A 22,655-nucleotide genomic window follows, 5' to 3' on the forward strand; every position below is an offset into this window, starting at 1 on the left:
ACGCTAAAGAGCCCCTCTATATATAGTGGGTAACAAAATGGGGGTTCTCGCGGATTTTTTTTGATAGATTAGGGATACACAGGATGATGAGGATGAAAAGGGGATTTGGGTTCATGCAGATTTCGCCTATAACGCTAATTTATATATAGTTTACGAAAGCGCCGGAACACCGGATTCATCCAGCTGTTGGTGCCAGATTCATCTGGCACAATGGGGAAAACCCGCCGCCTTTTTCCACCGGATAAATCCGGCGGCTCCTACCGGTTGAAACCGGTGTTCCAACAGTCTCCACTTCACCACTCAAACCAGCGCCAGACCGTCATTCCGAACGCACGTGAGGAATCCAGTCCTTGTGGGAGCACCGGATTCATCCGGTCGTTGGTGCCAGATTCATCTGGCACAATAAACAAACCGCCACACTTTTCCACCAGATTCATCTGGGACAATGAGGTGACCACGCTTCCCTTTTCCACCGGATAAATCCGGCGGTACGACCGGTTGAAACCGGTGTTCCAACAGTCGCCACTTCACCCCCCAAACCCGTGCCAGACCGTCATTCCGACCGCAGGGAGGAATCCAGGATTCGGCAATAAAGAATGTGCCTCCGACCACCCAACTCCGCCCACTACCACCCAAACCCTGCAAACCACCACCCAGCCCGAATTTCAAAATCCACGTCCCAAAGCCTCACCCTTCAAAAACCCCCGGATTTACAAAAAAACAAGGCTAATCAGTTATAAGACTGATTTTTGGTTGACAGATTAGCTCAATGCAGATTTATGAAATTATTAAAATATCAATAAATTTGGAGCCTCTAATGATAGACTTGAAAGAGCCAAGCCAAGACATATTTATTTCGCTATATTCAAGAACGGGCTGGCAATAATGGCGGTCCAATCTCATTCCCAAATCGCGTCTTTCATCTGGAGCATCTGCAATCTTCTGCGCGGTCCCTACAAGCGCAATGAATACCGCAAGGTAATCCTCCCCTTTACGGTGCTCCGGCGCTTTGATTGCGTTCTTGCGCCCACCAAGGACAAGGTTCTGGAAGAGCTGCCGCACCTTTATGGCAAATCCGACAGCATCATCTACGAAAGCCTAAAAAAGATTACAGGCGTTCCCTTTTACAACAAATCCAGGCTGGACATGAAGAAACTCCTGGATGACCCCGAAAACATCGCCATCAACCTGCAATCCTACATCAACGACTTTTCCCCCAATGTGCGCAAGATTATTGAAAACTTCGCCTTTTCTGTGCAAATAGAGCGCCTGCATGAGGCAAACCTGCTCTATCTCGTGCTGCAGCGCTTTGTAAATGATGAACTTGACCTCAGCCCCGAGGCTGTGGATAATATGCAGATGGGCCTTGTGTTTGAAGAGCTCATCCGCGTGGGCGCCGAGCAATCCAATGAAGAAGCCGGAGAGCATTTCACACCCCGCGAAGTCATCAAACTGATGGTGAATTTGCTCCTCAGTCCGGAAGCAGACCTGGCAAAAAGCCATGTGGTGAAAACCATCTTTGACCCCGCCTGCGGAACCGGAGGCATGCTCACTGCCGCGGAAACCCACATCAAAGAGCTTAACCGCGATGCCCAGCCCCACCTCTTTGGTCAGGACTGGAACAAGGAATCCTATGCCGTCTGCCGTTCAGACATGCTCATCAAAGACGAAAAAGGGGATATCCGTTTTGGCTGCTCCTTCGAGCAGGATGGCTTTCCCGCCCACAAATTCGACTATATGCTTGCCAATCCGCCCTTCGGCGTGGAATGGAAAAAACAGCAGCTTTCCATCACCAAAGAACATGAAAACATGGGCTACGATGGCAGGTTTGGAGCCGGGCTTCCCCGCATCAATGACGGCTCCCTGCTTTTTTTGATGCACATGATTTCCAAAATGCGCGCTGTGGAGGATGGCGGCAGCAGGATAGGCATCGTTTTCAATGGCTCCCCGCTTTTCACAGGCGACGCCGGCAGCGGTGAGAGCAATATCCGCAGATGGATAATCGAAAACGACTGGCTGGAAGCCATCATCGCCCTGCCCGACCAGCTTTTCTACAACACCGGCATCAGCACCTACATCTGGATTATAACAAACAAAAAAGAAGCGCACCGCCAAGGCAAAATCCAGCTTATCGACGCCCGCCAATTCTATCACAAAATGCGCAAAAGCCTGGGTAACAAACGCAACATCATCGGTGACGGCGAAGATGGCCGCTTCGACCACATCAGCCTGATAACCCGCATCCACAGCGATTTCATCCCCAACCAGAAGCTTGAATCCCCCGGCAATGGGGAGCCTCAAACGCTTATCGTCAGCAAAATCTTTGACAACGCGGATTTCGGCTACCAAAAAATCACCGTGGAACGCCCCCTGCGCCTGAATTTCCAAGCCTCTGCCCAGCGCATAGCCAAGCTGGACGACATTTCCGCCTTTGCCAAACTTGCCCAAAGCAAAAAGAAGGACCCATTCGAGCGCCAGCTTGAAATCGAAGCCGGCAAAGCCATGCAGGAGCAGATAAAATCAGTACTGAGCGCCATGGATGTGGAAGCCGTTCACAAAAACCGGGAGCAATTTCTAAAAACGCTCAAGCAAACCCTTTCCCAACACAATTTGTCTTTGCCCGCTCCCCTGCTCAAAGCCATTCTGGATGCGCTTTCCGAGCGCGACGAAACCGCAGACATCTGCCACGACAGCAAAGGCAGACCGGAACCTGACCCCGAATTGCGGGACACGGAAAGCGTCCCCCTCAAAGAGGATATCGCTTCATACTTCCAAAGGGAAGTGCTGCCCCATGTATCCGATGCCTGGATAGACCACTCCAAAACCAAAACAGGCTATGAAATCCCACTCAACCGTCATTTCTATGTATATCAGCCGCCCCGCCCGCTGGCAGAAATTGAAGCGGAAATGATGGCGTTGGAAGATGAGATAGCCAAGATGCTCAGCAGCAATAAAATATAAGTATAGGGATTGATGGATATGAAAAAACAAACAACAAAAGAAAACCCCGTTGAGATTGCATTTTACTCTGACCCGGAAGGAACCCAGCGTATCGAGGTATTTTATGAGGACGAATCTCTTTGGTTGAGCCAAAAAAGGATGGCAGAATTATACGGCGTGGAGGTTAATACCATAAACTACCATCTCAAGGAAATTTTCCTAAGTGGTGAACTGGATGAGACTTCAGTTATTCGAAAAATTCGAATAACTGCAGATGACGGCAAAAAATACCTTACAGGATTATATAGCTTGGATGCCATCATCGCCGTGGGTTATAGAGTAAATTCCTACCAAGCCACCAGATTCAGGATTTGGGCAACAAAAGTCGTCAAAGAATATATGATAAAAGGCTTTGCCTTGGATGACAAAAGATTGAAACAGGGTTTGAATTGGGGTAAGGACTATTTTGAAGAACTGCTGGAACGGATAAGAGAAATTCGTGCCTCAGAACGCAGGTTCTATCAAAAAATAACTGATATCTACGCTCAATGTTCAATTGATTACGACCCAAAATCTCCAGTTACTCAAGGGTTTTATGCCTCGGTGCAAAATAAACTGCATTGGGCGATAGCCAAAAAGACGGCAGCGGAAATTATTGCTGAAAGAGCAGACAGCACAAAACCAAACATGGGTTTGAGCACCTGGAATAATGCACCACATGGAAAAATACTGAAATCCGATGTTTTGGTTGCAAAAAATTACCTAAGCGAAGAAGAGATCAGGGAACTTAACAGGCTAGTATCCATGTATCTTGATTTGGCAGAATTGCAAGCGGAAAGACGCATCACCATGACCATGAAGGATTGGGCTGAGCGGCTGAACAAATTTCTTGAATTCAATGAATATGATATCCTTGAAGGAGCTGGAAAAATATCGGCGCAAATCTCAAAAGAAATTGCGGGAAAAGAATATCAGAAATTTCGTATCATACAAGACAAGAAATATGTGAGCGACTTTGATAAAAGAATCAAAACACTAAAAAAGAAAAAGGATTGAGTCCACTTGAATCACGGAGATGCTTTGGAAGTAGCAACCATGAAAGAAAATAACTACACTTATAAAGACAGCGGAATTGAGTGGCTGGGAGAGGTGCCGGAGCATTGGGATATTGTGAGGATAGATTCTATTAGCAAATATGAAAAAACCCAGATAAATCCTGAAGACATAGAAACAGATATAGTTTTTCATTATTCAATACCAGCTGTTCAAGAGACAGGTGGTGGTATTTATGAACAAACAGACACGCTAAATAGTGCCAAACAAGTAGTCACCAAAAAGATAATATTGATATCTAAATTAAACCCCCGCAAAGCAACTATCTGCATTGCTGAGCCACAAGACATAATAACTGTATGTTCAACTGAATTTATAGCTCTTGAACCAGTGAACTGCGATATGAGATTCCTGTATTACTTGCTAAACAGTGAAATGAACAGGCAAAGGCTTGATGCAAGAGTCCAATCCGTTACGAGAAGCCATCAACGAGTTAATCCTTCTGATATACATAAGTTTTGGGTTAACCTACCATCAAAGTCAGAACAACAATCCATCGCTGCTTTCCTTGACCATGAAACAGCCCGAATAGATGCTTTAATCCAAAAGCAAGAGCGGATGATTGAACTGCTGAAAGAAAAGCGCACCGCTCTCATCACCCAAGCTGTCACCAAGGGTTTGGACCCCACTGTAAAGATGAAAGACTCCGGGATTGAGTGGTTGGGAGAGGTGCCAGAACATTGGGAAGTAATGAAAATAAAACACGTGGCTTTATTTTTGGTAAGCAATGTAGATAAAAAAACCAAAGATGGGGAAGCAGTAGTTCGCTTAATCAACTACACTGATGTATATAATAACGAGTTTCTCACAAATAAAATGAACTTAATGCAATCAACTGCTCCTGAATATCAAATAGATAAATTCGGTGTTTTAAAAGACGATATCATAATTACGAAAGATTCTGAAGACTGGACAGACATTGCAAAACCAGCATTAGTTAAATCGACAGCATCAGATATTGTGTGCGGTTATCACCTTGCAATAATAAGATCTCAAAAGAGTAAAGCTTATGGTTGTTATGTGTTTAGAGCACTGCAATCTACTGTAATAAACCACCAATTTCAAATAAAATCAAATGGAATTACGAGATTTGGATTACCCAAATCTGGAATTGGAGACTCAATAATCTTAATTCCTTCACTTGTGGAACAACAAACCATTGCTTCCTTCCTTGACCGTGAAACTGCAAACATAGACTCGCTCATCCAAAAACAAGAGAGGGCGATTGAACTCCTCCGCGAATACCGCGCATCCCTCATCCACCATGCCGTCACCGGTAAAATAGATTTGCGAGATTACGATGTCCAAACACAATGAACAGGCTTTTGAAGCCTATATCGAATCCGTTATGCAGGCTGGCTGGACCAGCGTTGCCAATGAGGATTTTGACGCCGTCAACGCCATTTTTGCCCAACACGTCATAGCTTTTTTGAGGCACAGCCAAGCCGCTCTCTGGGCGGAACTCAGCAAGCTTAACGGTGAGCTTTTGCCCGCTGAAATAATCAAGGCTGTGGTGAAGGAACGCAAAAGCAAGGGCACGCTCCACATTCTGCGGCACGGCTTCAAGTTTCAGGGCAAAACCCTCAGGCTGGCATATTTCAAGCCTGCCCACAGCATGAGCTCTGAGGCGGAGGCTCTTTACCAGAGCAACAGCTTTCAGCTCTGCCGGCAAGTGTTTTTTAATCCGGATAAACAGCAGTCTCTGGATATGGTTCTGGCAATCAATGGCATTCCGGTGGCAAGCATCGAGCTCAAAAACCCCGGCACCGGCCAGAATGTGCGTGATGCCGTCAGGCAATACCGGGAAGACAGAGACCCCGCCGCGCCGCTGCTGAGCTTCAAAACAGGCGCCCTGGTGCATTTTGCCGTGGATACCGATGAAGTGTATATGAGCACGCGCCTTCAAAAGAGCAAAACCTTCTTTTTGCCCTTCAATCGGGGCTCCAATCCGCAGGAGATTGATTGCGGCAAAGGCAACCCACCCCACCCTTCGGGACATAGAACCGCCTACCTGTGGGAAGAGATTTTACAGCCGGACAGCCTGCTGGAGATTGTGGGCAGCTTCATCTTTATCGAAAATGAGCGCCAGAAAAATGAAACCCTCATCTTTCCCCGCTATCACCAGTTGGATTGTGTGCGCAGGCTGCTTGGCCAGGTGAAGCCGGATTTGGCTGGGAATAACTATCTGATTCAACACAGCGCGGGCAGCGGCAAAACCAACAGCATCGCCTGGCTGGCGCATCGTTTGGCAAATCTGCACACCTCCACAGATAAATTGATTTTCGATTGCGTGATTGTGATTACGGATAGAGTCGTTTTGGATAGGCAGCTTCAGGACGCGGTTTATCAGATTGAGCATGCTTCGGGAGTGGTTCTCCCCATCACCCAAGGCAGCAAACAGCTCGCCAATGCTTTGGTGGATGGCACCAAGATTGTCATCACCACCCTGCAAAAATTTCCCTTCATCCTCAAAGGGCTTTTGCGCATTGCCGGAGCCAGGGACACCGACGAGCCGGATGAAGCGGCGCTGCTGAAATCCAAAGCCTGGCAAAAAAAGATTGCGGACCGGCGCTATGCCATCATCGTGGATGAAGCCCACAGCAGCCAAACCGGCGAAGCGGCACGGGGCATGAAAGAGATTTTGGGCGATAAATCCATCCACGCCGAAGATATTGAGGATTGGCAGGATGAACTGAATCTGGTGATGGAATCCCGCGGAAAGCAGCCCAATCTCAGCTTCTTTGCCTTCACTGCCACTCCCAAGGGCAAAACCATCGAACTTTTTGGCACTCAGGGCAGGGCTTTTCACAATTACAGCATGCGCCAGGCCATTGAAGAGGGTTTTATCCTGGATGTTTTGCAGCGCTACACCACCTACAGCAGCTATTTCAAGATTATCAAAAAAACCGAAAATGACCCCAGTATGCCTGCCAAAAAAGCCGCCAAAAAGCTCTGCAAATTCATGCGCCTGCATCCCCGCAATGTGAGCCAGAAAACCGAGATAATCGTTGAACATTTCAGAAGCTGCATCATGCCTCTCATTGAGGGCAGAGCCAAGGCGATGGTGGTCACAGACAGCCGCCTCCAGGCTGTGCGTTATATGCTGGCATTCCAGCGCTATATCAGCGAACATCACTACACCGATGTGCATCCCCTGGTTGCGTTCAGCGGCACCGTGATTGACCCCGAAACCGAGCTTGAATACACCGAGCCGGGCATGAATATCGACTATAAAAGCGGTAAACACATCTCCGAAACCCAGCTTAAAGACCGCTTTGGCAGCGATGATTACCAGATTCTGCTGGTGGCAAACAAATATCAGACCGGCTATGACCAGCCTCTGCTCTGCGCGATGTATGTGGATAAACGCTTGGATGGAGTGCAGGCGGTGCAGACCCTTTCCCGCCTGAACAGAATCTTTCCCGGCAAGGAACCGCCCTTCGTGCTGGATTTTGTGAACAAGGCGGAGGATATCCTGGCAGCCTTCAAACCCTATTACACCGTAACGGAACTGGAATCCGAATCCGACCCCGCGCACCTGGAAGAGCTGAAACACGAGCTGAACCAAATGCGGATTTACGATTGGACGGAAGTGGAGGGCTTTGCCAAAATCTTTTACAAACCCAAGGACCAGCAGAGAAAAAGCGACCATGCCGCCATGCAGAAAGCCCTGCAAAACGCTGTGGAAAGATACAGGCAGCTTGCCAACGACGAGGACAGGGATAAATTCCGGGATAAGCTCAAGGCCTATGTGCGCCTCTATGCCTTTGTGACCCAGATTATCAGATACACCGATAGAGAGCAGGAAATGCTCTACAGTTTTGGCAGATTTCTGCTGCCGCACATCCATCCCAGCGACAGCCGCGATGCCTACCCGGAAAAAGAAGTGGAATTGCAATACTACCGCCTGCAAAAAGTGATGGAAGGCTCCATCGATTTATCTGAGGGCGAGGATGTTAAGGTGAAATCTCCCACCCAAACGGGCACGGGCAAAAGCAAGGAAGAAGACAAACCCCTCTCCGAAATCATCGAAACCCTCAACGAACGCTTTGGCACGGATTTCAGCGAAGCGGACCGCCTCTTTTTCGAGCAAATCAAAGAAACGGCGATGCGGGATGAGGGAGTCCTCAAAACAGCCGCAGCCAATCCCCTGGATAAATTTGAACTGGGCATCCAGCAAACCATAAAAGACCTGATGATGAAACGCCTGCAGGAAAATGATAAGATTGTCAGCCGCTATATGGATGATGAGAAGTTTCAGAAGGTGATTTTTAAGCTGCTTTCCAAGGAATTATATCAATCCTTGAAAGCTGACAGCCTGGATTCTTCACTTCGTTCAGAATGACGCATGGGCGTGGGTTTTCTGCCTAAAGGGCGAAGTGGGGGATTGTCCTTTGAAGACTTTTACCTTCCTTTGGCTAGATTCTTCGCTAACGCTCAGAATGACGCGTCGGGACTGGGTTGTGGTGGGCGGATTTGGGTGGTCGGAAGAACATTGTGCCAGATGAATCTGGCACCAACGACCGGTTGAAACCGGTGTTCCGACCTGTCCTTCGCTGGCACTCAGAATGACGCGTCGGGACAGGGTTTTCAGCCTAAAGGACGAAGTGGGGGATTGTTCTTTAAAGACTTTTACCTTCCTTGGCCTCGATTCTTCGCTGACGCTCAGAATGACGCGTCGGGACGGGGTTTTATCCTCATCATCCTGTGTGTCCCTAATCTATAAAAAATGGTTCTATTTTCCCAATTCCTATCCTATGAAAAGCGCCGGTATAAGAGGAATTGATGAATTGATGGAATTGATGCCCCGCCCAAAACCTCTTTTTCATCCCCAATCCATAGCAAGAAAAAACCCCGGAACTTCGCAGTGCCGGGGTTGATTATATTGTGAGAGATTTTTTATTTCATGAGGACGATGCGTCCGTTTTTCATTCTGCCGGAGCTGGACATGCGGAAATAATAAACTCCGCTTTGCGCTTTGCTGCCGTTGTTGTCGGTGCCATCCCAATTGAGATGAGCCTGTCCGGCGGCGTCGGCAGTGGTTACAAAGCTACGAACCAACTGACCACGGGCGTTGTAGATGGAGAATTCAACCGGGGCGCCGGCTTTGCTTTGGATGCCGATTTCAGCGTTGCCACGGAAGGGGTTGGGATGCACGCTTACGGCAAATTCGGCGGAAGCGACTTCATCATCATTTGCCACGCCCACATTGATGGTGACCACGTTTGAAGGATCAGACAGCATCATGGGATTGTTGAAAAGGGTGCAAATCCAATATTCATGGATGCCGGTGGGCACGTAGGTATCTGAAAAAGTGAGTGTGTTCGGGTTTGTGATGGTGGAGATGGTGAGGCCGTTGCGATAGAGGCGATAGCCAACCATTCCTTTGCCTTCGTAGTGAGCAGGACGTTCCCAAGTGAGCACAACAGTGTTGGGAGGCGTGAAGGTTCCCTGAAGATTGCGGGGAGCAGGTAAAACCTCGATGGGAAGGGTGTGGGCGCTCAGCACAGGGTCTCCGGGCATGCCGTGTTGGTCAACTGGGGTAACCTGGAAGGCAAGAGGGAAATCCAAATCTTCTTCGACAGGGCTGTAGCCAAGCTCGTTGGCGCCGTCAATGGCCTGGGGCACATTGTTAACGATACGATACCACTGGTAGATGGATTCGCCTTCAGGGTCACCGTCCGGGTCGGAGAATTGGTATTCGGCTGTGAGTTCCTGATTTATCACGGGAGCCCCGGTCACAAGGACGTCTTGCGCGATGGGCGGGTCGTTCAGGAAGCCGGTTCCGGAAAGCGGAACTTCGATGTTGGGATGGTTGTAAAGGTTTCCGGTGAGGGTCATGGTGCCGGTGTAAGTTTGAGCTGCGGTGGGTGTGAAACTCACATTCACTGTGGTGGATGAAGCTGCGGGGATATTGAAAGTGGTTGCGCTGCTGGAGAAAGCAGGGTTGTCGATGCTGATGGTGCCGGTGGCGGGGCTGCCTTGGAAATTCACGATGGTGACGGGAATCACGGAGCTTCCGCCCACATACATATTGGGAAAATCAAGCTGTTCGTGGGAAAGCGGATAGGCGCCGACCAAAGCCGCCAGGGAATATTTCACACCCTGCAGAATTTCTTTGCTGGAGTAGTTTTGCAGGAAGAAAACAATTTCGCAGTTTGCGACGTTCCAAGTCGCGGTTGGAGTCATGGTGAGAGTGACAGTGGTGGTTTCGCCGGTGTCCAGGCTGATGATTGTTCCGTTTTGGTCGGGAGCCATGAGGCGGTTCACGTTATCCACGGTGGTTTGGTTTCCCCAGTTGAAGGGGATGTCCGATTCAGTGAGGACGGCATGCAGCCTGACGTCTGTGTTTGTATCAGCTTCGGGTTTGCTGACGGTCACCGCAATCTGATATTCGCTGCCCACCTGGTTTCCCAGCGCGCTAATCGAATAGTGGGAAGGAACCGCGAGACGGGCGTTAACCTTGGGCAGGTAGTTTGAATACATGGAATTGGTGGCGCTGCCTCCAGCCGTCTGATTCAATCCATCAAAATAAGCTGTGGGGAAGCCGCTGGGGTTATAATAATTGTTGCGGGCATTGGAATATGTGTTTGCAAAGCTATCGCCATTATGGTTTTTAATGACGGCGACAGCGTGGCCATTTTCAAGCAGGTCGTGGCAACCCATTGCCGCGCCTGGACAATAGCCACACCAAGTTCCGGTTGCCACTTCCACAACAACCAGTTCTCTGGGTACGGCTGTGAGGGCCGCAAAGAGGCCCAAAAGTGCGAGTATCACGAGAAAGCTTTTCTTCATCTCATTCTCCTTATGATGCGTTATAATTATTTTTGCTAATTGCGTCCAATATCTGGCGGATGTGGGTTTATGTCAAGTTTTAATCTTGGCAACAGCTTTGAATTGCGTAAAGCTTGGATTGTGAGCCGTTTTCAGGAATTCCGTTTCAAAATGTTGAGGGAAAATCCAAGTGGTTGGATTAGCGAATTTGGGCTTGAGGCAGGATTTTGGGAATCAAATCCAAAAGTTCTTCCGGGTGGTCGATTAGCCAGTCCGGTTTGTGTTTTTGCAGATTTTGGCGCGAGTGCAATCCCCAGGTGACGCTGATGACCTTGATTCCACTGCGGCGGGCTGCTTTAATGTCGCGAACTTCGTCTCCGATGTAAAGCGTGTTTTCCTTTTTCAGACCGTGTTTTTTGATTTGATCCTTGATGCTGCGATGTTTGCGCAGGATGCCGTGAGTGCCTTCCACCCAATCGAAACAGCCGATGTTGTGATGGCTCAAAAAGCTGTGAAGATTGTCGGTGTTATTTGAACTCACCAAACCCAGGCCAATGCCACCAGAGCTGAGCTCTTTGAGGGCGGACACGATGCCCGGATAGGGTTTCAGGGAATGGATGATGTGGCGATATTCCTGCAAAACCAAGGTGATGGCCTGTCCAAGTTTCCAGATTGGGAAATCCACTTCGCGCGCGGCTTTGCGAAAAGGAAGGTCGCGAAGCTTTTCAAAATGTTCGTGATCCAAACCGCGGAAACCATAGCGCGGGGCAAGGTTGTTGATGATATCCAGGATGGCGGAAATTGAATCGGCAAGGGTGCCGTCAAAATCGCAGATGAGGGTGGGTTTCATCCTGTTTTTTCCCGTGCTTTCAAGGCAAGCCGATAGGCGCGGTTGGGACTGATTTCGAAACGTTCTTCCAGAATCTGGGCGAGGTTTTTGGCGCTCTGCGCCCGCTCTGCCTGAGCTTCGATGAAAGCGATGATTTCCTCATCTGAAGCGGTTTGTGGGGCGGGAGCGGCTTCAATCAGGATGACAAATTCGCCCTTTTCGGTGACAGCGTAATCCGCCAAAATATCCTCAAGGCTGGCGCGGACGAACTCTTCATGCAGTTTGCTGATTTCACGTGCCAGACAAATTTGGCGGTTTCCACAGACGCGCAGGATGTCTTCCAAACTTTGCCTGAGGCGGTGGGGCGCTTCGTAGAGCGCGACGGTGTGGGGTGAGGTTTTTATCTGTTCCAGCCTTGCCAGGCGGTCTTTTTGTTTGAGGGGTAGAAAGCCCAAAAACAGGAAGCCGGAGCAATCCAAACCGGAGGCGGTGAGCGCTGGAATGAGGGCTGTGGCTCCGGGCAGAGGGACAACCTGGAAGCCTTGTTGGATGGCGGCTTGAACCAGAATGGTGGCTGGGTCGGAGATCCCCGGGCTGCCGGCATCGGAAACAACAGCGACGTTTTTTCCTGCGCGGAGCAGAGCGAGGATCTCACCCAAGCGCTTCTTTTCGTTATATTTGTGCAGGCTGAGCAGCCTGGCTGGTTTTATCTCATAATGTTGGAGCAGGAAGCTGGTCTTGCGCGTATCTTCGCAGGCGATGAGATCAGCGTTTCTCAGTGTTTCGAGGGCTCTGAGGCTGATGTCGCCCAGGTTTCCAATCGGAACCGGAACCAGGAAGAGGCAAGCCGGCGCCAAATGTTTTCCTTTAGATGAGATTCAGCTCTTTGCCGACCTTGATGAAGGCGGCGATGGCTTTATCCAGGTCTTCGCGGGTGTGGGCGGCGGAAAGCTGGACGCGGATGCGGGCTCTTCCTTTGGGAACGACGGGATAGACGAAGCCAATCACGTAGATTCCTTCTTCCAAAAGCATGTCAGCCACTTTCATCGCCAAAGGTTCGTCGTGAAGCATCACGGGCACGATGGCGGTGTTTCCTTCCACGATTTCGAAGCCGGCTTTAATCATTTCCTCGCGGAAATAGCGGGCATTTTCCCAAACACGGTCGCGCAGTTCCGAGGAGCCGGAAAGCAGTTCGATGACTTTGAGGCTGGCTCCCACAACGGAGGGGGCAACACTGTTTGAAAAGAGGTAGGGACGGCTGCGTTGGCGCAGGAGTTCGATGATTTCACGGCGTCCGGAAGTGAAACCGCCGTTGGCTCCGCCCATGGCTTTGCCCAGGGTGCTGGTGACGAGATCAACACGATCCTGCACACCAAATTCCTCCGGGGTGCCGCGTCCGTTGGGTCCGATGTAGCCTGTGGCGTGGGAATCGTCAACCAGGACGAGCGCGTCATATTTATCTGCCAAGTCGCAGATTTCGGGAAGTTTTGCCATGTCGCCATCCATGGAAAAAACTCCATCGGTGCAGATGAGGCGATATTTCGCGTCTTGGGAGGCGATGAGATGCTGTTCCAATTCTTCCATATTGGAATGTTTGTAGCGATAGCGCTGCGCCTTGCAAAGACGGACGCCATCGATGATGGAAGCGTGGTTCAGCTCGTCGGAAATGATGGCGGAATCTTCTCCCAAAAGAGGTTCGAACACACCGCCATTGGCATCAAAACATGCCACGTAGAGGATGGTGTCTTCGGTTCCCAGGAATTCGGAAATCTTTTGCTCCAAATCCTTGTGAATCTGTTGGGTTCCGCAGATGAAACGAACGGAGGCGAGACCATAGCCCCAGTCGTTCATGATATCCTGGGCGGCTTTGACCACTTCGGGGTGGTTTCCCAAGCCTAGATAGTTGTTCGCGCAAAAGTTCATCACGGTTTGTCCCGTGCTGACGCCGATATTGGCGCCTTGGGGAGTGGTGATGACGCGCTCTTTTTTGTACAGTCCCTGTTGTTTCAGCTCTTCGAACAGGTTTTGCAGGTCGGTTTTCATTTTGCCATACATGGCAAACCTCCATGTGTTTTTTTCTATTACCGTCATTATTTGGGAGGCACTGAAACAGTCAACAAAAAAAGCTCCCGGTGAGGGGAGCCATTTAATGGTGCAGAAGGCGGGACTCGAACCCGCACACCCGTTACAGGCACAAGATCCTTAGTCTTGCGTGTCTGCCAAATTCCACCACTTCTGCATGATAAAAATTTTGTTATTCGCCATTGGGCGCCGGAGCGGGAGTTGTTTTCTCGGCTGGGGCGGGTTTCGCGGCTTCGGTCTGTTTTCCTTCGTCAAACTTCATCTTTTGGGCAGCGCCGGTGGGTTTATTGGGCGCTTTGCTAACCTGAAAAGCCAAAAAGAGGCAGGAAACGACGAAGATTACGCCGAGGATTTGGGTCCATTTGCGCAGAAATTTGGAGGCGCCACTGCCGCCAAAAACGTTCACAGCGGCTCCGCCAAGATTGGCATCCAAACCACCTTTTGAGGTTTGGGCCAAAATGACCAGAACCAGCGCGACGCTAATCAATATGTGGATTACCAAGGCAATCGTATAAATCATGTTAAAATCCTTTGAAAGTTCAAAAAAAGCTTTGTTCTTGCACTAAAATTCTGATGGCGTTTTTTTGTCAATCAGAAAATCCAACCGGGACGCAAAAATGCTGAGTAACATCGCTGCTAAAATAAGCGCGGCGCCAAACAGGGAGCCGATTTCCAGCTTTTCCCGCAAAAGTAGCCAGCCTCCAAACATGGCAAATACGGCTTCGGAACAAAGAATCACACTGGCGGCTTGGGGAGGCACCTTTTTTTGGGCGTGAAGCTGCAGAGTGAAGGCAAGACCCACAGACATCAAACCAGCGTAGAGCAAAGCCGGTACCGCTGATTTCAGGGAAAGGAAAAAGTCAGGCAAGGAAAATGGTTTTGGGGCAAACAGGTTGTAGATGAAGCCGGCTACCAGGCTCAACAGACTGGAAAGCAGATATTGGCTTTTGGCGAGGCTGAGACTGGAATGCAGCTTTGTGAGGCGGTCGATTGTCTGCACATGGAAAGCCCAAAACACGGCTCCCACCAACACGAAAAGATTGCCCAGGGAAGCCTGAAAACTTGGCCTGCCATTGATTAAAAGAAGTCCAAGCACGCTCAAAGCCATAACCAACACCGTTTTTAAGCCGATTTTTTGCCCTCTTCCCAAACCAATCAGAGGCACGAAAACCACGTATAGACCTGTGATGAAACCAGCGCTTCCCGCGGTGGTCCAAAGCAGACCAAGCTGTTGGAAGCTGGAGGCAATAAAAAGCAGCAAGCCCAATAACAGCGGTCCTTTTCGGTCATGTTGCTTTTTTGGATCTGGTTCTTCAGTTTTTTTGGAAAACAAGCCCAGGATTTGCACAAAAAGGGCTCCCAAAGCAAACCGCAGAGCGTTAAAGGTGAATGGATCAAGATATTCCATTCCCTTGCGCTGCGCCACGAAGGCGAAACCCCAGATGGCGGCGGCGAGCAGTAAAAGCAAATGAGCAAGCACGTTGGGGCGCCTCAATCCCTCTTGCAACTGCGTCTGCGCGTGAAAGACACACTTCCAAACCCGCCTGCCACGCCTAGGTAATAGCCCAAATCGTAGAGCCAGCCGGTATTAAAATATTCGTAGATGCGAACCTCGCGGTTGAAAAACTGCCAGATGAGCGTGATGGGCGCAATCCAGCCATGCCAGATGCCCATGAAAAACCCAGCGCGGTTTTCAGCGGAGCGGTCGCTCACACCCGGGGCGCAGGAAAAAAGCAGAAAGCAGAGTAATCCTAAAAAAACAAGGGTTTTGATTTTCATATTGAACTCCCGCTCACAGAAAAATGTTGCAAGCCAAAAAGGTCAAGAATAATCTTTATACGCGGCTTTTAAATGTTGCGCGCTGGCCAGAAAAGACTATCTTGTTGATGGATGTCCGCCATTCAGATTAATTTGATGTTTGCCGCAATAAGATGGATTGCCAAAAAACAGCACAAGACCGAATGAATAGACGAGGTATAAAGAATGAAATACACTTTGCCGGATGGTCGCAGCTTCATGCTGGACAAGGTCTTACGGGTCTCGAAGATCCGGGACGCAGGCGTGACAGGCGATTTGGTGGAATACGGCAGGCTTTCCTTCAACATCACCGTGGCAGACAGTGAGACGATTGAAGTGTCTTTCCAATACCTCTATTCAGACTGGCCGGAACAGAAGAAAAGGCTTTCTCAAATTCGTGAAAAATTGCTGGAGGCGATTCGAGAAATGGGTTTGGAGGTGGACGACAGTTGAGCCTGGTCAGCGCCAATTGTCGCCAGAATTCCCCAAAAATCCTTCAATAATAATGAACGAGTCTGTTGTTTTTGGGTCATAAAGCCCTAAACCTATGTGTCGCTTAACTTTGCTTTTGAAACATAAGGGAGACATAAGGCGGCTACCAAGAACCAGCCAATTCTTTCAAACAAGACGGCAGTTTTTTCCGATATAAAAACCGCTATTTTATCAGTTTCAGAATCTCATCGGTGATGCTGATGGTCATAAAATCCCGATAGGCATAGGGTTTCTGAAATTCCACCCCGTAGGCTTTGATTTTTACCTCACCATCCACCCGGTAATTAACTTCACCGTTTATAGCGCCTTTGGCAAGGTTGTAGATGGCTTTGAGGTTGTTGACTTTAAAAATCATCGTTCCCTCGCGGGAATAGACTTTTTCATCGAAATGGAGGGCTTTATCCAGGTTTCCAACCCCGGATTCCGCGTTTCCGATGGTGATGGTGGCGGGAAAATCTTCCAGGGAAAATTTGAAGCCGTAGGGGTTTAGAATGAAAAAATCCACCAGAATTTGGGATTCCGTTAATCCAATTTTGCCCATATAGCTGCGTTTGATTTTGAAGATGTCTTCGCCGCTCACCTGGAAGCTGCCGATGGAATTTTGCAGCTCTTCCTTGATGTCAATTTCGAAGGGTTCTTCAAAGGTGAATCTTTGTTTGCTGCAGCCAACCTTGCCCTGTCCCATGCCGGCGATATAAACGAAAACCTTTTGCTGGGAATGGTTAACCAGCTTCACGGTGGAGCGGGTGTCCAGGGTCAGGTCAAAATCCAGGGCGTTGGATTTTTTGGATGGAATTTCCACGGAACGGCTCAGCTTGGCGGTGCCGATTTTCTCCCGGTTTTTGCTCAGGAGATCCACACCCAGGTCGGTCAGTGTGAGTTTGTAGCGGTTTGGGTTCAGAACCCGCAAGGAAAGCTCCACCTTGATTTTATCCGGGTCGATGGAAGCCACCTTGAGTTCGTGAACTTTTTCCACCTTGGGGCTTCTGTAGAGGAATTTGCAGGACGACAGTCCCAGCAGCGCAATTAGGCTTAAAATCAGAACCAGTGTCTTTTTCATGGGTTACCTCTGTATTTTTATTAACATTGAATATCCAGGTCCAGCCAAGGCTCAAAGCGTCGGAACCAATTTTCCAGGGCGAAAACGCCAAAGATGGTTTCGGCTTGGGAGGCTTGGCCGCTGAGAAAGTTTTGCCATTGGGTGTGGATTTGGGGAAGGTTCCAGATGCCCCGGCGGCGAAATTGTTGGGAGTAAAAAAGGTCGTTGACGGCGTCTTTCAGCTCGCGCCGAAGCCAAAGCTGTGCGAAGGGCGAACCGAACACGGCTTTGTCCTGGCGCGTGTAAATCGATGGGGGAACCAGGTCGCGCACAGCTTCTCGGTGAACGCGTTTTCCGCGGGCGTTTTGGATTTTGAAATCATTGGGAAGCGAAAAAGCGAACTCCACCAATTCATGATCCAAAAAAGGGAGCCTGTTTTCGAGGGAAGCTGCCATCGCCACGCGGTCTTCACTGTGTAAAAGACCAGGCAGGGAGGTGGTGAAAATTCCGTTGTGGAGGAAGACGTCGAGTTTTTTCCCCTTCGGGCTGATGAAGCGGCTTAGAATGGGCGAACCCAGGGAAAGCTTTGTCTGGCGGTGAAATTCAGGGTTGAAGGGGTCAAAACGCAGGAATCTGAATTCCAAGTCGTAGAGCCGTTTTTCATTCAAGGCTGTTGTAAGCAGGCTTTTGGCGAGTCCCATCATGTTTTTGGGAAAGCTCTGCCGGGACATGAAAGCCGCCACTTCCTTGCCCAGAGCGGGGTCGCGGCTCAAGAGCAGGTCTGCCAGCCAGCGATAAAGCGCGTGAGCGTAGCCCGCGGAAAGTTCATCGCTGCCCTGGCCGCCCAAGAGGATTTTAGTTCCCTGGCTGGCGGCGAGACGGGTCACGGCAAATTGGGCGGCAAAGCCTGAATTCAGCGGGGTTTCGCTGTGCCAGGTGGCTTCTCCGAACCAGTCCAAAGCCTCAAACGCGTTTGGGGAAACCAGGTGGGAAGCGCAGCCGCAGGCGGATGCCACTTCCGCAATCCAGCGGCGTTCATCAAGTTGGGGCAGGTCTTCAAAATAGGCGGAAAAAGCCTGTGGAGGTTCGGCGCAATGCTTTCCAACGAGGCAGGCGATGGCGGATGAATCCAAGCCTCCGCTCAGGCCGATGCCGGTATTCGCGTCCAGCGGGGTTTGGCGTTTCACGGCCTGGGTCAAAAGTTCGCGCCAGGTTTGGGTGGCTGCAGTGAAAGAAAGCCGGCTGGTTCCGAATTTGGCAGGATCAAGCCGATACCATTGACACAGGGACAGATGTCCTTTTCTGACCCACAACGATTGTCCCGGTTCCAGAGCGTGGACACATTTCCAAAAGGTCTGACCGCCATAAACTGACAGGGAGGGTATTTTCATCCACCTCAGTATCATCGGCCGGTTCAGGGTTTTATTCACCGGGCTCAAAAGCAGGGGTTTGATTTCACTGCCAAAATAGAGGATGCCAGCGTGGATGCAGAAATAAAGCGGTCTGACGCCAAACCTGTCTCTGGCGCAGAAAAGCCGGTTTTTGGCTTCATCCCAAATCGCCAGCGCCCAAAAGCCGTTCAAGCGCTTTAGACACTCTTCACCCCAGGCTTGGAAGGCTCTGAGAACCAGTTCGGCGTCGCTGTCACCTTCCAAGGTGAAGCCCAGTTTTTCCAGCTCCTTTTTCAGTTCCATCCGGTTGAAAATGCTGCCATCCATCACGATGCAAAGTTTTGCCTGGGGGTCGTAAAAAGGTTGGACATCGGGTTTTTGGTTTTCATGAACCAACATTTGCCGAAAGCCGAAACCGAGACGGGCAGGAAAAGCCTTGTCCAGAGAGGGGTTAGCGGATTTAAACCCAGCGGAGGAATCCTCTCCCGCAAAAAGCGCCGCGTCTTCAATAGCCTGCCCGGAAAGGAAATAGCCTTCCCCATCCGGTCCACGGTGCGTGAGCAGGTTGTTCATTTCCCGCAGTAGCCGGATGTCGACGCCTTTGTTTTTTTCCAGGCAAAAGATACCGCTGATTCCACTCATAATAAAAAACAGATATCTGAACCGCAGTTTGAGGTCAAGTGATTTTTTGTGCAATATGGGGCAAAATCCAGAAAATGATTGACAATAAAGCAGCCCGAGATAGTTTCGCCAAGGTTCGGGCGCGGCGGCTGTCTTCTGCCACGAAGCCCGAAAAAGCCTTTCAAAATGAGGTGAAAAAATGAAACGCGTTTCTTTGTTTATAATTTTGGCGCTGTGCGCTCTGGGAAGCTTGGGCGCTCTGCATTTTGCCCAATGGGAAACTTCCCTGGGAAACTTTGTGGCGGAGATTTATGATCAATGGGTGCCCATCACCGCGAACAACTTCATTTCGCTGACGAACAGCGGTTTTTACAACGACCTGATTTTCCATCGCGTGGTGGCGGGTTTTGTGATTCAGGATGGATGTCCGCAGGGAACTGGCTACGGTGGTCCGGGCTACACCATCCCGGATGAATTTCACCCCAATCTCTTTCACAATCAAGCTGGAATTCTGGCAATGGCGCGCACTTCGGCGCCAAACTCGGCTGGTTCGCAATATTACATCACGCTGGCTCCAACCCCGAATTTGAATGGGAATTATGCCGTTTTTGGCAAGGTGATTGAAGGTTTGGACACGGTTTTGGCGATTGGACAGGTGCCCGTGGACGCGAACGACCGTCCTCTCACGCCGGTTAACATCCACACTTTGCGGATGCTTGATCTCGCCATTTTCGACGTCACTCCATCAGATTCAACTGCATTTCACATCGGCGTGGATGAAGAGCTGATGTTTGTAATCGAGATGGGAAGCGGCTTGCTGACGGATTTCGTTTGGAAAGTGGATGGAGTGGAAAGCCCCGGCATGGATTTCATCTTTGAAACCTCATTTCCCAACCCCGGAACCCACAGCGTTTCCTGCCTCATTTCCAATGCCGACATCAGCCACGAAATCGTCTGGGAAATCATTGTGGAAGGAAGCTCCAGCGGGGAAAACCTGATTCCGGTGAGCGATTTGCGGATTTGGCCACAGCCTCTGCGGGAGGGGGTGAAAATCGGGCTCGGCTCCGCTGACGCGGATGAATATCGCGTGGCGGTTCACGACCTCAAGGGCAGGCTGCTGTTTCAGCTTCCCGGCAGCCTGAAACATGGCTCACATATATATTGGGATGGTCGCGACCCTCAGGGAAAACGCCTGCCAGCGGGTCTATATTTCATCCGTGCCGCTTCTGGAAGGCAAAGCCAGGTCAAGCGCTGCCTCATCTTGTGAGCGCGATGGCGTTTTAAAGCCCCAAGTCTTTATGCGCGACCAGTTTCAGGAGCCTGCCTTCTCCGGCGGGAAGCAGAATCTGAACCTGGTTGTTTTGGATGGGGTAGAGGGTTTGCTCGTAAATGTCGTAAAGCGCTTGGTTTTTTCCCCAGTTCGCCAGTTTTTTCTTATCGAAATTGATGACCAGGATTTGCGGTTCCGCCTCAGGAAAGCAGAGCTCAAAATCTGAAGGCGGAACAAAACGCGGTTCATTGGCAACAAGCGGCTTAAAATAATTAGCCCGCCGGTTCACCAACATGAACCAGGGAGTTCCGCCCCCGTCCTGATACCAGGCGCACTGAACGTAGCCTTCATAATCCCCATTGCCGCGTTTTTGCACCTGTGCGCTTTTGGTCAAACTCTGTTTGTGCCACTTTTTCCCCTGTGATTTCGCGGTGCCAATCACCTCGGTGCCCAGCCAGGAGAGGTTTTTCAAAGCTTTGCCATATTCCAAAACCCGAGGATTGCTTTCAAACACGGCAGGCCATGAGATTGGGTCTTCAACCGGGTCCGGATAACTTTTAGCGCCCACTTGGGAGAAGGTGGCAGCCCGGTTTCCATGGCCCTGCTCGTTTTGAAATTCACGCAGACGGTAATGGAAAATTCCATCCGGCGCGAAACAGAGGGGCAGATACAGCAACACTTTTTGGGTGGCTGTGGGCGGCTGAATCCAGCTTTGCCATTGGTCTCCCTCCGCGTTTTGCGTCCAGGAGCCCAAAACCTGAACGATGGGGATGAAGCCGCGTCCCTGCGCGCCATCCCGGTATTCCATGCTTTTTCGGTAGATGGTAATCAATTTTTCATCGAGCAGATTTTGGATGAAAGGTCCGGGATTGCCATCACGCGGGCTCCATTTCAGGTTGGGCGAAAGCGGATAGATGTTCGGCGTGATGATTTCCGGCTCGGCGTTTTTATAGAAAGCCTCCACATTATCATAGTAAACCCCGCTTTTTTCGTTGATGGGATATTGCTGGTAAAGATAATCGTAAACCGCTGCGATAACGGGGATTCCCTGCTTTTTTGCCTCCTGTTGAACCAGATTGCGTCCCGCGAATTGACCCGCCCGGGGTTCATCCATCAGATAAAATCCGCTCAAATTCCCCGGGGCGCGTTTCTGAAGTTCATTCATTCTTTTACCCAAAGCTGCGCTCAAGCCGGAAGCGGTTTCAGGGCGCAAATCGTGATGAATTTGGTCTTCAACGCTCACCCAATCCACCTCCACGTCACAATTTCCATACCACCAAATTCTTGGGTTCAGGTTCACCAGGCGCGCCATTCCCTTGGGGTCGTTGGAAACCCCTGTTTTCAGCAAATTCGCTTCCAGAAGCGCTGCATAGGGAACCTGCAGCTCCAGCTCGATAAAATCCCCGCTTTTGGAAAGCAGATGGTCGTTCAGGTTAAAATATGTGACAGTTTGCCTGCGTCCCTGGAAAAGGTGGGTCAAAACCCTCACCTGAGAGGAATGGCCATTAGCGCTGTATTCATATCCGCAGAGGCTGAAATTCAAGAGTGGCGCGTCAGCGGACAGGTTTTTTTGAGTGTCGAGGATTCTGAGGCGAAATTTAATATAAAGCTGGCCATCGGGGTTTTGCGAATCATGAATCAGAAATTCCTTGCCCAGCCGAACGTAGGCGCCGCCTTGATTTGGCCAGCGATAACGGAGGTCGGTGAAAATCCAGCCCTGGCTGTCACGTCCCTTGTTTGCCTGCCAAACCCAGCCGTTCGAGGCTTCCAACAATCTTTTTGGCCTTCCCACGCGTGCCATATTTTTGTCGGAACGGGAGGCATACCAAAAGCCGCTGTCCCAGCCGTCACCGGGGTTCAATTCACTCTCACCGGCATATTCGGCTTCAAAGCGGATATGATTGGCGGTGGAAAGCGCGTAGCTGGCGTTGCGGGTGGCGGAATCCCAGGTTTTATCGCTAATCCAGACATCCAGACCCCAGGCGTCCATTTCCTGCATCAACGTGTCGAAATCTGCATTGTCCACGTGGGTTTCCGCGATATTGGAATTATAGCCCAACTCCCTCATTTTATGATACATGGCTTCCCGTTCCCAGGGCTTTCCGCTGTTCGAAATATAGGAATAGGTGCCCAGGATAAAATCGTCGGAATGTTTGGCGAAAACCGGCGCCCAAATCAGCATCGCCGTCACAATCATCAAGAAAATGGCTGTCTTTTTCATGATATTCTCCTTGGAAAAACTGGATTGAAATCAGTTTGGCGGGGCTTGTTTTGGCGTCAAGTAGTTTGTGGTTTCGGGAGGCGAAC

16 protein-coding genes and 1 tRNA gene are annotated in these 22,655 nt (G+C 50.1%); 6 read left to right on the forward strand and 11 right to left on the reverse strand.

What is annotated here, in order from left to right; all coding sequences use genetic code 11:
- Positions 1 to 885 precede the first annotated feature (885 nt).
- The 4 genes from GX135_00815 to GX135_00830 are packed head-to-tail and all read left to right on the forward strand — an operon-like array spanning position 886 to position 8,398.
- Positions 886 to 2,961, forward strand: coding sequence for an N-6 DNA methylase (locus GX135_00815; protein ID NLN84629.1), 2,076 nt, complete (start codon positions 886 to 888; stop codon positions 2,959 to 2,961).
- Between the two features lie 12 nt (positions 2,962 to 2,973).
- Complete coding sequence (locus tag GX135_00820; protein NLN84630.1) at positions 2,974 to 3,996, forward strand: virulence RhuM family protein; 1,023 nt, start codon at positions 2,974 to 2,976, stop codon at positions 3,994 to 3,996.
- A gap of 24 nt (positions 3,997 to 4,020) precedes the next feature.
- Positions 4,021 to 5,370: a restriction endonuclease subunit S gene (locus GX135_00825; protein ID NLN84631.1), complete on the forward strand. Its 1,350-nt coding sequence runs from the start codon at positions 4,021 to 4,023 to the stop codon at positions 5,368 to 5,370.
- Positions 5,354 to 8,398, forward strand: coding sequence for a type I restriction endonuclease subunit R (locus GX135_00830; GenBank protein NLN84632.1), 3,045 nt, complete (start codon positions 5,354 to 5,356; stop codon positions 8,396 to 8,398). The genes GX135_00825 and GX135_00830 overlap by 17 nt, the downstream gene beginning before the upstream one ends.
- Positions 8,399 to 8,952: 554 nt before the next feature.
- On the opposite strand, the gene GX135_00835 is transcribed toward GX135_00830, so the two are convergent.
- The 8 genes from GX135_00835 to GX135_00870 all read right to left on the reverse strand — a co-directional run bounded on the left by GX135_00835 (position 8,953) and on the right by GX135_00870 (position 15,517).
- Positions 8,953 to 10,848, reverse strand: a complete 1,896-nt coding sequence (locus GX135_00835; GenBank protein ID NLN84633.1) for an Omp28-related outer membrane protein — start codon at positions 10,846 to 10,848, stop codon at positions 8,953 to 8,955.
- A gap of 178 nt (positions 10,849 to 11,026) precedes the next feature.
- Positions 11,027 to 11,677, reverse strand: coding sequence for an HAD-IA family hydrolase (locus GX135_00840; protein ID NLN84634.1), 651 nt, complete (start codon positions 11,675 to 11,677; stop codon positions 11,027 to 11,029).
- The gene (rsmI, locus tag GX135_00845) at positions 11,674 to 12,513 is read right to left on the reverse strand and encodes a 16S rRNA (cytidine(1402)-2'-O)-methyltransferase (GenBank protein ID NLN84635.1); all 840 of its coding nucleotides are present in this window, start codon (positions 12,511 to 12,513) and stop codon (positions 11,674 to 11,676) included. The genes GX135_00840 and rsmI overlap by 4 nt, the downstream gene beginning before the upstream one ends.
- A gap of 10 nt (positions 12,514 to 12,523) precedes the next feature.
- Complete coding sequence (gene kbl / locus GX135_00850; protein ID NLN84636.1) at positions 12,524 to 13,711, reverse strand: glycine C-acetyltransferase; 1,188 nt, start codon at positions 13,709 to 13,711, stop codon at positions 12,524 to 12,526.
- Positions 13,712 to 13,806: 95 nt separating this feature from the next.
- Positions 13,807 to 13,895: transfer RNA gene (locus GX135_00855), tRNA-Leu, on the reverse strand.
- Between the two features lie 15 nt (positions 13,896 to 13,910).
- Positions 13,911 to 14,258, reverse strand: coding sequence for a preprotein translocase subunit SecG (secG, locus tag GX135_00860; protein ID NLN84637.1), 348 nt, complete (start codon positions 14,256 to 14,258; stop codon positions 13,911 to 13,913).
- A 42-nt stretch (positions 14,259 to 14,300) separates the two neighbouring features.
- A complete protein-coding gene (locus GX135_00865; GenBank protein ID NLN84638.1) occupies positions 14,301 to 15,218 on the reverse strand; it encodes a DMT family transporter in 918 nt (305 codons plus the stop codon).
- 11 nt (positions 15,219 to 15,229) lie between these two features.
- Positions 15,230 to 15,517 carry a hypothetical protein gene (locus tag GX135_00870; GenBank protein NLN84639.1) on the reverse strand — a complete coding sequence of 96 codons (288 nt, stop codon included), beginning with the start codon at positions 15,515 to 15,517 and terminating at the stop codon, positions 15,230 to 15,232.
- Between the two features lie 204 nt (positions 15,518 to 15,721).
- On the opposite strand from GX135_00870, the gene GX135_00875 reads away from it, so the two are divergent.
- Entirely contained in the window at positions 15,722 to 15,988 is a 267-nt protein-coding gene (locus GX135_00875) for a hypothetical protein (protein ID NLN84640.1), read from the forward strand.
- Positions 15,989 to 16,190: 202 nt separating this feature from the next.
- On the opposite strand, the gene GX135_00880 is transcribed toward GX135_00875, so the two are convergent.
- Together GX135_00880 and asnB are read right to left on the reverse strand one after the other, a co-directional pair.
- Positions 16,191 to 17,087 carry a hypothetical protein gene (locus GX135_00880; protein ID NLN84641.1) on the reverse strand — a complete coding sequence of 299 codons (897 nt, stop codon included), beginning with the start codon at positions 17,085 to 17,087 and terminating at the stop codon, positions 16,191 to 16,193.
- A 20-nt stretch (positions 17,088 to 17,107) separates the two neighbouring features.
- Positions 17,108 to 19,153, reverse strand: a complete 2,046-nt coding sequence (asnB, locus tag GX135_00885) for an asparagine synthase (glutamine-hydrolyzing) (GenBank protein NLN84642.1) — start codon at positions 19,151 to 19,153, stop codon at positions 17,108 to 17,110.
- Positions 19,154 to 19,277: 124 nt separating this feature from the next.
- On the opposite strand from asnB, the gene GX135_00890 reads away from it, so the two are divergent.
- Positions 19,278 to 20,345: a hypothetical protein gene (locus GX135_00890; GenBank protein NLN84643.1), complete on the forward strand. Its 1,068-nt coding sequence runs from the start codon at positions 19,278 to 19,280 to the stop codon at positions 20,343 to 20,345.
- A gap of 13 nt (positions 20,346 to 20,358) precedes the next feature.
- Here the strand turns inward: GX135_00890 and GX135_00895 are convergent, their stop codons facing one another.
- Positions 20,359 to 22,569 carry a hypothetical protein gene (locus GX135_00895; GenBank protein ID NLN84644.1) on the reverse strand — a complete coding sequence of 737 codons (2,211 nt, stop codon included), beginning with the start codon at positions 22,567 to 22,569 and terminating at the stop codon, positions 20,359 to 20,361.
- Positions 22,570 to 22,655: the final 86 nt, after the last annotated feature.

This window comes from Candidatus Cloacimonadota bacterium (assembly GCA_012522635.1).
In the GTDB taxonomy this organism is placed as follows: Bacteria; Cloacimonadota; Cloacimonadia; order Cloacimonadales; family Cloacimonadaceae; genus Syntrophosphaera.